Raw genomic sequence first — 12,288 nt, 5'->3', positions numbered from 1 at the left:
GGCGGGCAATCAGAAGGTGAAGCCGAGGCGCAGGTGCAGGCGGAACTTCTTGCTGTCCACGCCGTAGGCAAGGTCGGCCTGCACCGGCCCCACCGGGCTGCGCCAGCGCGCGCCCACGCCCACGCCCACCTTGGGCTTGAGCTCGGCGGGCTTGTCGGCCACGGCGCCGGCATCGACGAACATCACGCTCTCCCAGTCGGTGAGCTTGTTGTTGTAGACGAAGGGGCGCTGCCACTCGACGCTCGCCACGCCCAGGTAGCGGCCGGCCACGGTGGTGCCGTCGGCGCGCACGGTGCCGATCTGCTTGTAGCTGTAGCCGCGCACGGTGGTGTCGCCGCCGGTCAGGAACATCAGCGTGGAGGGGATCTGCGCGCTGTCCTTGGCCGCCACCGCGCCGCCTTCGAGCCGCAGTTGCAGGCGGCTGCGGCGCGCGTTGGTTTCCTTGTCGTCGCTCGAGCCCAGCGGCAACACGCCGAGCCAGCGCGCGTAGGTGCGGGTGAAGGGCGTCTGCTCGCCGGTGAGCGTGTAGCCCGCGGCCACTTCCAGCGCAAGGCCGAAGCCGCGCGTGGGCGCGGAGTTGTTGTCGAAGTAGCGCCCGGTCCAGCCCCAGTTGGCGGTGACGGCGGAGGCCGAGGGGGGCGCGTTGGTGCCGCGGTTCTGCGCGTAGTCGTACTGCAGGAAGTAGCTGCGGTCGATGTGGTCGCTCGACTTGTTGCGCCCGCCGCGCAGGCGTCCGCTGTCGACCACGTAGCTGCCCGACTGCTCGCTTTTCAGCTCCGCGCCGGAGAACCAGCGCCAGCCGTGGTCGTCGGGAATGGCGTTGAGCTCGGTGCTCAGCGACTTGATGTCGCGGTCGACCGACAGCCGCGACACCGCGCGCCAGCCGAGCAGCGGCACCTGGTTGTGGATGTGGTCGACCGACAGGCGCGGGCCGTTGTCGGTGGTGAACCCGACGCCCAGCACCACCTTCTGCAACGGCGCCTCGCGCAGCTGCGCAATGACGGGCGCGGCCAGCGGGTTGCCGCTCTCGGTGTCGAGCGTGAGGAACACCGAGTCGTAGTAGCCGCTGCTGGCCAGCCGCTGCTGGGCGTCGAGCAGCTTCTGCTGGTCGTAGTCCTGGCCGCTGGGCAGGCGGGCGATGCGGCGCGCGCCGTCGGGGTCGTAGCGCTGGATGCCGCGCAGCACCAGCGGACCGAACTTGTACGCCGGCCCCGACTGGTAGGTGACGCTCAGGCGCGCCTCCTGGCGGTCGGCATCGATCTCGGCGCGGCTGATCTCGATGTTGCCGGTGGGAAAGCGCTTGGCCGTGAGGCTGCGCAGCGCGGTGGTCTTGGCCGCGTCCCAGGCCTCCTGGGTGAAGGGCTGGCCGGCGCGCAGGGCCCAGCCGGTGCGGATCGAGTCGCGCTGGGCCTCGGCCGTGGCGTCATCGGCAATCAGGCCGCCGTAGCTGATCTGCACGTTGCTCACCTTGGTGATCTCGCCGGGCGAGACGCTGATGACGATCTCGCGCGGGGCCTTGGCGCCCTGGGGCGTTTCGTTGAGTTCGAGCGTCAGCGTGGGCGTGAAGTAGCCGAGGGTGCCCAGCAGCTCGCGGGCATTGGCCTCTGCGGCCACCATGAGGCGGGAGATTTCGGTGGCTCCCAGGTCGTCCAGCTCGCGGTAGCGCTGGATTTCGAGGTGCAGCGCGAGGTAGTCGCGCACTGCCTCGGGGCCGCGCACGTCGACGGTGAAGGCGTCGCGTTTGTCCGCGTTGTCCTTCTTGCCGTCTGCGTTTTTGTCGTCTTTGGTGGTACTTGCGGTGCTGTCGCCGCGCACGAGGCCGGCCACGGGCTTGCCTTCGGACGGCTCCTTCTTCGGCAGCAGGCTGCAGCCTTGCAGAAGCAGGACGCCGGAAAAAAGCAAAGCCGGCCACCACGCCGGCGAGGAAACTGGAACCACCCTGACCATGGGCGGATTCTGACAGCAAGCCCGGCCGGTTCCTGAAGGCCCCGCCAGATCGCCGGCTTCGTCCTACTTACTTCGACAGCATGCGCATGGCTTCTTCGAGGCCGCGCAAGGTCAGCGGATACATGCGGTTGGACATGAGCTGCTGCATCACCGCGATGCTCTGGCGGTATTGCCACACGCCCTGCGGCTCGGGGTTGATCCACGCGAACTTGGGGAAGGTGTGCGTGAGGCGCTGGATCCATTCGGCGCCGGCTTCCTCGTTGTTGTATTCGACGCTGCCGCCGGGCTGCAGGATCTCGTAGGGGCTCATGGTCGCGTCGCCGACGAAGATGAGCTTGTAGTCCTTGTTGTATTTGCGCAGGATGTCCCAGGTCGCGAACTTCTCGGAGAAGCGGCGCTTGTTGTTCTTCCACATGAAGTCGTACACGCAGTTGTGGAAGTAGAAGAACTCCAGGTGCTTGAACTCGGTCTTCACGGCCGAGAACAGCTCTTCCACGCGCTGGATGTGCTCGTCCATGGTGCCGCCCACGTCCATCAGCAGCAGCACCTTGACGTTGTTGTGGCGCTCGGGCCGCATCTTGATGTCGAGGAAGCCGGCGTTGGCCGCGGTGGAGTGGATGGTGTCGTCGAGGTCCAGCTCTTCGTCGTGCCCCTCGCGCGCGAACTTGCGCAGCCGGCGCAGCGCGACCTTGATGTTGCGCGTGCCCAGCTCCTGCGTGTCGTCGTAGTCCTTGTAGGCGCGCTGGTCCCACACCTTCACCGCGCTCTTGTTCTTGCCAGCGCCGCCGATGCGGATGCCCTGCGGGTTGTAGCCGCCGTTGCCGAAGGGCGAGGTGCCGCCGGTGCCGATCCACTTGCTGCCGCCCTCGTGGCGTTCTTTCTGCTCCTCGAAGCGCTTCTTGAGCGTTTCCATGAGCTCGTCCCAGCCCATCTTCTCGATCTTGGCTTTTTCTTCAGCCGTGAACTCGCGCTCCAGCGTCTTCTTGAGCCAGTCGAGCGGCACTTCCTTGGTGAAGTCGGTCAGCATCTCCACGCCCTTGAAGTAGGCGGCGAAGGCGCGGTCGAACTTGTCGTAGTGCTTCTCGTCCTTCACCAGCGCGGTGCGCGAGAGGTAGTAGAAGTCGTCGATGCCGTAGGCGCCGTCGGAGTTCGGGCCCACCACGTCGGCCTGCAGGGCCTCCAGCAGCGTGAGGTATTCCTTGACCGACACCGGCAACTTGGCCGAGCGCAGGGTGTAGAAGAAGTCGATGAGCATGGGGCGCTCCTTGTGTGTCTGTCAGTCAGCCGCGCGGCTTGTCGAGCAGGTACAGCAGCTGTGCCTTCACCTCGGGCCATTCGCCCGCGCGCAGGCTGTACATGACGGTGTCGCGGATGGTGCCGTCGCGGCGCATCGCGTGGCCGCGGATCACGCCGTCTCTCTTGGCGCCCAGGCGTTCGATGGCGCGCTGCGACGCGAAGTTGAAGTTGTCGGTGCGCCAGCCCACCACGTTGCAGCCCAGCGCATCGAAGGCATGCGTGAGCATCAGCAGCTTGCAGGTGGTGTTGACGTGGGTGCGCTGGCAGCGCGCGGCGTACCACGTGTAGCCGATCTCCACGCGCTTCACCGCTGGCAGGATGTCGTGGAAGCTGGTGCTGCCGAGCACGGTGCCGGTGGCCTCGTCGGTCACCGCGAAGGCGAAGCGGTCGGCGGTCTTGAGCGCGGTCTCGATGTAGGCGCGGGTGTCCTGCGGCTCGGGCACGGAGGTGACGCGCAGCTTCCACAGCTCGCCGTCGGCGGCCGCGGCGCGCAGGCCTTCTTCGTGTTCGAGCGAGAGCGGCACCAGCGCGAGGCCGCGTGCCTTCAGCGCGACAGGTTCGACGAACGCCATCTTCAGCACTTTCTCTTCGTGAGTCTTCAGCCGCGCGGATCGCCGTACTTGTGCACGTACCAGACGCGCGCGGCCTGTGCACCGGCACCGCCGCCCAGGCCGATCAGCGCAATGCCGAAGAGCTCGCGCTTGTTGTATTCGCCGCTGCCGAAGGCGTCGAGGCCGAGCAGCAGCCCGAGCCCGCGACCGAGCATCGCGCCCACCATGAAGAGCACCGCCTGGGCGATGCCCAGCTTCATGAGCTGCCTGGTGGAGTGTTTCTGGCCGCTCATGGGTTCAGCGGTTGTTGCGTTGCATGAAGACGAGCTTCTCGAAGAGCGTCACGTCCTGTTCGTTCTTGAGCAGCGCGCCCACCAGCGGCGGCACGGCGACGTTGTCGTCCTTGCTCTGCAGTGCTTCGAGCGGAATGTCCTCGGCCACCAGCAGCTTGAGCCAGTCGAGCAGCTCGGAGGTGGAGGGCTTCTTCTTCAGGCCGGGCAGGTTGCGCACGTCGTAGAAGGTCTTCATCGCGGCGGTGAGCAGCTCCTGCTTGAGGCCGGGGAAGTGCACCGCGACGATGTGCTTCATCGTCTCCGCGTCGGGGAACTTGATGTAGTGGAAGAAGCAGCGGCGCAGGAAGGCGTCGGGCAGCTCCTTCTCGTTGTTCGAGGTGATGAACACCACGGGCCGGTGCTTGGCGCGGATGAGCTCGCGCGTCTCGTAGCAGTAGAACTCCATGCGGTCGATTTCGCGCAGCAGGTCGTTCGGGAATTCGATGTCGGCCTTGTCGATCTCGTCGATGAGCAGCGCCACCGGCTGGTCGGCCGTGAAGGCCTGCCAGAGCACGCCCTTGATGATGTAGTTGTTGATGTCGCTGACGCGCTCGCCGCCGTCCAGGTCCTTGAGCTGCGAGTCGCGCAGGCGGCTCACGGCGTCGTATTCATACAGGCCCTGCTGCGCCTTGGTGGTCGACTTGATGTGCCACTGCAGCAGCGGCAGGCCGAGCGACTGGGCCACTTCCTCGGCCAGCATGGTCTTGCCGGTGCCGGGTTCGCCCTTGACGAGCAGCGGGCGCTTGAGGGTGATGGCCGCGTTGACCGCGAGCATCAGGTCTTGCGTGGCGACGTAATTGTCTGAGCCCTGGAATTTCATGAGTGAGATGAGTGGGACTGAGGCTGGGGTGGAGAAAAGAACACACTCGATCTGCGTCGTGCGGCCTCAGGGTTGGCCTGCACAGGGTTCCAGGGGACCCCTGCATATAATCGAATGTTGATCCGAAAAACTGTACTCTCCACGAGATTGTGCGCGCAAAATGAACAAGTTGTTGACCACGATGTTTGCCCTTGCTGTCGCTTGCGTGACGGTCTCGGCTGAAGCCCAACAAGTCACTGGCAAGGCCCAGGACGGAGCAAAGAAGGTGGCCATGTGCGTGGGCTGCCACGGCATCATCGGCTACCAGGCCAGCTTCCCGGAGATCCACAAGGTGCCGATGATCGCCGGCCAGAGCGCCACCTACATCACGGCAGCGCTCACCGCGTACAAGGGCGGCGACCGCAAGCACCCCACCATGCGTGCCATTGCCGACACGCTCACCGAGCAGGACATCGCCGACCTCGCTGCCTACTACAGCCAGCTCGGCCTGAAGGACGGCGGCGCACCGCCCGCCACGCTGGCCAAGGCCACGCCGGCCAACGTCGAGGCGCTCATCACCCGCAACGCCGACAACAGCTGCACCAAGTGCCACGGCGCCAACTTCAACACGCCCAACGACGGCACCGTGCCCAAGCTGGCCGGCCAGCATGCCGACTACCTGTTCGTCGCGCTCAAGTCTTACCGCGTGAAGAACAACCCGCACCTCGGCCGCTCCAACGCGGTGATGGGCCAGCAGGTCGAAGAGAAGAAGTTCACCACGGCCGAGCTCAAGACGCTGGCCAGCTACATCAGCTCGCTGCCCGGCGAACTGAAGACGGTGCCCGAGTCGCGCATCCACCACGGCGCCGAATAAGCAGCCCCGCTGCAAAAACAGAAATGCCCGCTGCGAGCGGGCATTTTCTTGTCCGGGATTTCCCTGAGATCAGATGTCGAAGAAGGCCGTCTCGTCCGCGCCCTGCATGCGGATGTCGAAGCGGTAGGTCACCGCGCCGCCTTGCTCCACGCGCTCCGCGATCAGCGTCTGGCGGCGCTCGGCCGGCACGCTCTGCAGCACGGCGTCCTTTGCGTTGGCCTCGGCTTCATCGCTGAAGTACACGCGCGTGAACGCATGCAGCAGCAGCCCGCGCATCAGCACGATCACGTTGATGTGCGGTGCCTCGCCGGGCGACTCGGCGCCGGGCTTCACGGTGTGGAACACGAAGCGGTTGCCCTCGGTGGTGCCGGTGCCGACGCGGCCGAAGGCGCGAAAGCCGATGGCGCGTGCTTCTTCGGGCGTCTGCGGATAGCGGCCTTCGCCGTCGGGCTGGCTGATCTCGACCAGCGCGTCGTTGATCGGGTTGCCGTCGCCGTCGATCACGCGGCCTTCGAGGCGGATGCGCTGGCCGCTGGCGTTGTCGAGCGCGAGCACGGCGTCGAAGGGCTGGTCGAAGTCGTAGCCGTACTGCGTGGCGGTGAGGCCGTAGGCGAAGTAGGGGCCCACGGTCTGCGAGGGGGTCTGGCCGAAGTCGGCTTCCTGTGCGGTCATCAACATGGTTTGCGTCTCCTGGCTCATCGATTTTCGAAAGGCGTTTCGTCCGCGCCGCGCAGCACGATGTCGAACTGGTAGCCCAGTGCGTAGCCTTCTTCGGTGATGTCGAGGCTGAAGTCGGCGATCAGGCGGTTGCGGTAGCGCTCGGGCGTGCCGGTGACCATGGGGTCGTACTGCAGCAGCGGGTCGCCGGGGAAGTACATCTGCGTGACCAGGCGGCTCGCGAAGCTCTGGCCGAACAGCGACAGGTGGATGTGCTGCGGACGCCAGGCGTTCGGATGGTTGCCCCAGGGGTAGGCGCCGGGCTTGATGGTGAGGAAGCGGTAGCGGCCTTCGCTGTCGGTCAGGCAACGGCCCGCGCCCAGGAAGTTGGGGTCGAGCGGGGCGTCGTGCTGGTCGACCTTGTGCACGTAGCGGCCCGAGGCGTTGGCCTGCCAGAGTTCGACCAGCGTGTTGGCCACCGGGCGGCGGCGGTCGTCGAGCACGCGGCCCGTGAGGATCATGCGTTCGCCCAGCGGCTCGCCGTTCTTGCGCGCGTTGCGCGTGAGGTCGTGGTCGAACTCGCCGATGCTGTCGTGGCCGTACACCGGCTGCTGCAGCTCGCCGAGCGAGGCCTTCAGCGGAATCAGCGGCTTCTGCGGGCCGCGCTTCATGGTGGACTTGTAGCCGGGGTACACGTAGCTGGGATGGGCTTCCCAGTCGCGCGGGGTGAGGATGGGCGAGCTGCCCTTGGTCTTGGTCAACATGAACGTTGTCTCCTGTCGTGGGACGAATCCGGAAGCGCAGATTCTCGAAGCACCGTTCGATGATGTAAATTGAAGATTGCTCCGTTATCAATAACCAACAGGCATTGAAAACCGCCGCCGATCTTCGCCAGGACTTCTTGCGCAACGTGCAGCTGCGCCATCTGCGCTGCCTCGTCGCCGTGGCGCAGGAGCGGCACCTCGCGCGCGCGGCCGAGCGGCTGGCGCTGAGCCAGCCGGCGGTGTCGAAGACGCTGTCCGAGCTCGAGGCCATCGTCGGCACGCGGCTGGTCGACCGCAGCAAGGCCGGCCGGCGCGGCGTGCAGGGGCTCACGGCCGCCGGCGAGCAACTGCTGGCGCATGCGCTGCGCGTGCTCGAGGCGCTCGACGCCAGCGCGCAGGCGGTGGCGCCGGCGGCGGGCGGGCGCATCGAGCGGCTGCGCATCGGCGCGCTGCCTAGCGTGGCACCGGCCCTGCTGCCGATTGCGCTGGCGCGGTTGCGCGACGGCTGGCCGCAGGTGCAGATCATGGTGAAGAGCGCCGCCAACGGCGTGCTGCTCGACGAGCTGCGCGCCGGCGAGCTCGACCTGGTGGTCGGCCGCATGAGCGACCCGCGCCTGATGGGCGGCCTGAGCTTCGAGCTGCTGCACACCGAGCCGCTGGTGTTCGCGGTGCGGGCGGGGCATCCGCTGGCGCTGAAGGCGGCGTCGGTGCAGGCGGTGCTGGGCTATCCGCTGGTGGTGTACGGCGAAGGCACGAGCCCGCGGCACAACACCGAGAGCTTCCTGTCGGCCCGTGGCCTGGTGCTGCCGACCAATGCGCTGCAGACGCTAGACGTGGCGGTGGCGCGCGCGCTGGTGGCGGTGTCCGATGCGGTGTGGATCACGCCGCTGGGCGCGGCGCGTGGCGAGCTGGCCGACGGCCGGCTGGTGCAGCTGCGCATCGAGACGGCGGGCACCGAGGAGCCGGTCGGCTTGCTGCAGCGCAGCGATGCCGAGCCCTCGGCATTGCGCGCCGCGATGGCCGCGCTGCTGCGCGAGGCGGCCAGGGAGCAGGGCGCGGTGCCGCCAGCGGCCCGACCGAAGCGCGGCGGCTAGCCGGTATTCGCCAGGAACGCCGCGGAACCGGCTTTGCCGGGCCGCTGGCGTTGCCCCCTGCAAGGGGGGTTGGCGAAGCGACACGAAGTGCGCGCAGCCTGGGGGTTAGTCTTTTGTCGCGCGGCGCTGCACGCAGGCCACGTAGCCTTCGCCGTCCGGCGGCCGGCCGGCGCGCTGGCTCTCCCACATCATCTGGCCCAGGCAGTCCATGGCCTCGTGGTGCGCATGCAGCAGCGAGCCGCGCCGCGCGGCCAGCAGCTCGACGGCCTGGCGGATGCCGCGCGGCTGGTCGATGGAGCATTGCTCGCTGATCGACAGGTGCATCGACAGATGAAGGAACGGGTTCTCGCGCCCGTTCGACCCGTCGTAGACCCGCGCGACCGCCGCGTCGGCGTCGGCCAGGTCCTCGTGGTATTCGGGGTGCTGGTCGATCCAGCCGGCGGCGATGGTCTCGAGCGCTTCCATCGGCAAGCCCTGCCGGTGCTTGGCGTACACGTCGCAGAAGAAGCGGCGCACGTCTTCCTGGGAGGGGTTGAACATATATAGATAAGGCGAGAAGGGTAGGAAAGGCGAAAAAGGGGAAAAACGTCAGCCGAAAGACCGCTTTTGCGGGGGCTCGATGTGTCCGGCGTTCCGGTGACGAAGCGTTACGCCGTAACGTAACGAATCGCGAAATGGCCTGCTTACGAGCTGTTTCCACACATGGCCGGCAGGCCGTCAAAAAGAAAAATATCCATACAAATCAACAGGTTGCGTCATCTGCAAGCAGCTTGGCACGGCGCTGGCCCAAAGCGGCACGCTAGTTGCCCCTGAGTAGGCATCTTTTGTCACAGAGGCTGCCATGAACGCTCCACAAGCATCGACCGTTTCGTCCGAAGGACTTGCCGCCGCCAACGGCGCAGCTCCTGTTGTCATTGCCCAGGCCACCGTTACTCCGCTCGGTACTCCCGGCGCGATGAGTTCGGCGGCGCCCGCTGCTGCTGCCGGCCCGGCCAGCATCGGGACATTATCGAATGCCACGCCCGGCGTCGCAGTGATGCGCGACGGTGTCCGCATTCCGGTCGATGGCAATCAGACCCTGATTGCCGGTGACCGCGTGATCGTGCCGCAGGACGGCCACGCCAACGTGCTGTTCCCCGGCTCGGCCACCAACAAGGCGCCGCTGGCCGGCGTCTTCACCGGCGGCACCGACGCCACCATCGGCTCGACCAAGCTGCCGGGCGGCCTCGAACAAGTGAATGTGGATGTCGCCTCGGGCGACCTCCAAGTGACCCCGCCCGACAGCGACGCCGACGCGGCCGCGCTGGCCGTGACCAAGAAGCTCGCCGCCGGCAGCGGCATCGGCCTGGGCGAATTCGCGCTGGGCGCGCTGGGTGCCGCGGCGCTGGGTGCCGCGCTCGGCGGCGGCGGCGGCGGCGGCACGTCCGGCATCCCGCTGCTCGTGTCTTCCGGCGATCCGAACACCCCCACGACCCCGACGACGCCCACCACCCCCGACTCCGATGCGGACGCCGACGCCGATGCCGACGCGGATGCCGATGCCGACGGCGACGCGGATGCGGATGCCGACTCGGATGCGGACGCCGATGCCGATGCCGACTCGGATGCCGATGCCGACGCCGACGCTGATTCGGATGCCGACGCGGATGCCGACTCCGACTCGGATGCAGACGCAGATGCCGACTCAGACGCAGATGCCGACTCCGACGCAGACGCTGACGCGGACGCCGATTCGGATGCCGACGCAGACGCCGACGCCGATTCGGACGCCGATGCCGATGCGGATGCCGACTCGGATGCGGACGCCGACGCGGACGCCGACGCCGACGCCGATGGCGACCACCTCCTCGACCCGGGCGACGGCCTCATCGGCCATGTCATCGACGACGTGAGCGGCGCGCTCGGCCTCGGCGGTGCGCTCACCCCCGTGACCAACGCGATCGACGGCGTGACCGACGTGGTCGACAACGTGCTGTCCCCGCTGCTCGGCAGCACCTTCACGCCCAACAACCCCAACGAGTTCGACCCGGTCGACAACACCGTCGCCGACGTCACTCACCTGGTGGGCGGCGCGCTGAGCCCGGCGCTCGACGGCCTGCTGGGTGCGGGCGCCACCAACCAGATCCTCGGCTCGCTGAACCAGCAGGTCGACTACCTGACCGACGCCGTGCACAACGGCCTGGAGAACCTCATCGGCGACCACGGCATCGTGACCGGCCTGACCGGCGCCCTGGGCCTCGGCGCGGTCACCGGCCAGCTGCTGGGCGATGACGGCGTCATCGGCGACGTGCTCGGCAACGTGCTGGGCGAAGGCAGCCTCGTGTCCGGCCTGCTCGACGACCAGGGCCTGGTCGGCGGCCTGCTCGGCCAGGACGGCCTGGTCGGCGGCCTGCTGGGCGACGACGGCGCCGTCGGCGGTTTGCTCGGCAACGTGCTGGGCAGCGACGGCCTCGTGGGCGGCCTGCTCGGCAGCACGGGCGCCGTTGGCGGCCTCACCGGCGGCCTGCTGGGTGAACAGGGCCTGCTGGGCGGCCTGCTCGGCGATGGCAGCGCGGTGGGTGGCCTGCTCGGTGACGACGGCCTTGTCGGCGGCCTGCTCGGCGAGGACGGCGCGCTCTCCAACCTGCTGGGCAGCGACGGCCTCACCGGCCAGCTGCTGGGCCACGGCGGCCTGGTCGACAGCCTGCTCGGCGAGCACGGCGTGGTGTCCGGCCTGATCACCGACAGCCCGCTCGGCGGCCTGCTCGGCGGCGACAACGGCCTGCTGGGCGGTGCCGTCGGCGGCCTGCTCGGTGACAACGGCGTGGTCGGCGGCCTGCTGGGCGACGACGGTGCGCTGGGCGGCCTGCTCAGCAACGACGGCCTGCTGGGTGGCCTGCTCGGCGACAACGGCCCGGTCGGCGGCCTCCTGGGCGGCGACGGCCTGCTCGGCGGTGTGCTCGGCGATGACGGCTTGCTGGGTGGCGTGCTCGGCAACGACGGGCTCCTGGGCGGCGTGGTCGGCGACAACGGCCTGGTTGGCGGCCTCCTGGGCGGCAACGGCCCGGTGGGCGGCCTGCTCGGCAACGACGGTCTCCTCGGCGGCCTGCTGGGCGACGGCGGCCTGGGCGGCGTGCTCGGCGCCGACGGCCTCGGCGGCGGGCTGCTCGGCTCTGACGGCCTGGTTGGCGGCCTGCTGGGCGACGACGGTCTGGTCGGTGGCGTGCTGGGCAACGACGGCCTGCTGGGTGGCGTGCTCGGCGGTGTGGTGGGCGGCATCGGCAACGGCGGCACGCCGGGCACCGGCGCGGCGCTGCTCGACCCGGTCGACAGCATTGTCGGCAGCGTGGCCAACGGCCTGAACCACGGCGTTCTCGGCGACCTGGGCCTGGGCGACGTGCTCGCGCCGGTGGTGGGCCTCACGGACAGCGTGACGGACACGGTCGACGGCCTGCTCGGACCGGTGCTCGGCACCTCCTTCAACTCGAACAGCCCCAACGTGCTCGACCCGGTCGATGGCGTGGTGAGCCAGGTGACCGACGGCGTCGGCGGCCTGCTGAGCCCGCTGGCCGACCAGGTGCTCGGCGCGGGCACGACGACCGCGGTGCTGAATGCCGTCGATACGCAAGTGGACTACCTCACGGACGGCGTGGCGAACCTGCTGAACGGCGGCGTGCTGGGTGGTGTGCTCGGCGGCGACGGTGGCCTGCTCGGCGGCGTGCTCGGTGGTGACGGTGGCCTGCTCGGCGGTGTGCTGGGTGACGACGGCCTGCTGGGCGGCGTGCTCGGCGGTGACGGTGGCCTGCTGGGCGGTGTGCTGGGTGACAACGGCCTGCTGGGCGGTGTGCTCGGCGGCGACGGCGGCCTGCTCGGCGGTGTGCTGGGTGACGACGGCCTGCTGGGTGGCGTGCTCGGCGGCGACGGTGGCCTGCTCGGCGGCGTGCTGGGTGACGACGGCCTGCTGGGCGGCGTGCTCGGCGGTGACGGTGGCCTGC

General features: G+C 68.4%; 10 protein-coding genes and 1 pseudogene. 3 read left to right on the top strand and 8 right to left on the bottom strand.

Going from position 1 to position 12,288, the window contains the following annotated elements; genetic code table 11:
* Positions 1–9: 9 nt before the first annotated feature.
* The 5 genes from WIX39_RS00055 to WIX39_RS00035 all read right to left on the bottom strand — a co-directional run bounded on the left by WIX39_RS00055 (position 10) and on the right by WIX39_RS00035 (position 4,946).
* Entirely contained in the window at positions 10–1,947 is a 1,938-nt protein-coding gene (locus WIX39_RS00055) for an autotransporter assembly complex protein TamA (RefSeq protein ID WP_409194284.1), read from the bottom strand.
* 67 nt (positions 1,948–2,014) lie between these two features.
* Positions 2,015–3,202, bottom strand: a complete 1,188-nt coding sequence (locus WIX39_RS00050) for a vWA domain-containing protein (protein WP_081268833.1) — start codon at positions 3,200–3,202, stop codon at positions 2,015–2,017.
* Between the two features lie 25 nt (positions 3,203–3,227).
* Positions 3,228–3,815 carry a GNAT family N-acetyltransferase gene (locus WIX39_RS00045; RefSeq protein WP_106937675.1) on the bottom strand — a complete coding sequence of 196 codons (588 nt, stop codon included), beginning with the start codon at positions 3,813–3,815 and terminating at the stop codon, positions 3,228–3,230.
* Positions 3,816–3,841: 26 nt separating this feature from the next.
* Positions 3,842–4,087: a hypothetical protein gene (locus tag WIX39_RS00040; RefSeq protein ID WP_081268832.1), complete on the bottom strand. Its 246-nt coding sequence runs from the start codon at positions 4,085–4,087 to the stop codon at positions 3,842–3,844.
* 4 nt (positions 4,088–4,091) lie between these two features.
* Complete coding sequence (locus tag WIX39_RS00035) at positions 4,092–4,946, bottom strand: AAA family ATPase (protein WP_106936822.1); 855 nt, start codon at positions 4,944–4,946, stop codon at positions 4,092–4,094.
* Between the two features lie 160 nt (positions 4,947–5,106).
* Here WIX39_RS00035 and WIX39_RS00030 point away from each other — a divergent pair, with 160 nt between their 5' ends.
* Positions 5,107–5,799, top strand: coding sequence for a c-type cytochrome (locus WIX39_RS00030; RefSeq protein WP_081268830.1), 693 nt, complete (start codon positions 5,107–5,109; stop codon positions 5,797–5,799).
* Positions 5,800–5,868: 69 nt separating this feature from the next.
* Here the strand turns inward: WIX39_RS00030 and pcaG are convergent, their stop codons facing one another.
* A complete protein-coding gene (gene pcaG / locus WIX39_RS00025) occupies positions 5,869–6,477 on the bottom strand; it encodes a protocatechuate 3,4-dioxygenase subunit alpha (RefSeq protein ID WP_081268862.1) in 609 nt (202 codons plus the stop codon).
* Between the two features lie 17 nt (positions 6,478–6,494).
* Positions 6,495–7,220, bottom strand: coding sequence for a protocatechuate 3,4-dioxygenase subunit beta (gene pcaH / locus WIX39_RS00020; protein WP_081268829.1), 726 nt, complete (start codon positions 7,218–7,220; stop codon positions 6,495–6,497).
* 104 nt (positions 7,221–7,324) lie between these two features.
* Here pcaH and WIX39_RS00015 point away from each other — a divergent pair, with 104 nt between their 5' ends.
* Entirely contained in the window at positions 7,325–8,314 is a 990-nt protein-coding gene (locus tag WIX39_RS00015; RefSeq protein WP_409194283.1) for a LysR substrate-binding domain-containing protein, read from the top strand.
* Positions 8,315–8,419: 105 nt separating this feature from the next.
* Here the strand turns inward: WIX39_RS00015 and WIX39_RS00010 are convergent, their stop codons facing one another.
* Positions 8,420–8,854 carry a DUF1841 family protein gene (locus WIX39_RS00010; RefSeq protein WP_081271722.1) on the bottom strand — a complete coding sequence of 145 codons (435 nt, stop codon included), beginning with the start codon at positions 8,852–8,854 and terminating at the stop codon, positions 8,420–8,422.
* 301 nt (positions 8,855–9,155) lie between these two features.
* Between WIX39_RS00010 and WIX39_RS00005 the strand changes: the two are divergent.
* Positions 9,156–12,288: pseudogene (locus WIX39_RS00005) on the top strand (hypothetical protein); the annotation flags it as partial.

Origin of the sequence: Variovorax sp. AB1(2024) (assembly GCF_037482385.2) — a bacterium.
In the GTDB taxonomy this organism is placed as follows: Bacteria; Pseudomonadota; Gammaproteobacteria; order Burkholderiales; family Burkholderiaceae_C; genus Variovorax.
This window is presented reverse-complemented; position numbering and strand designations above follow the sequence as displayed.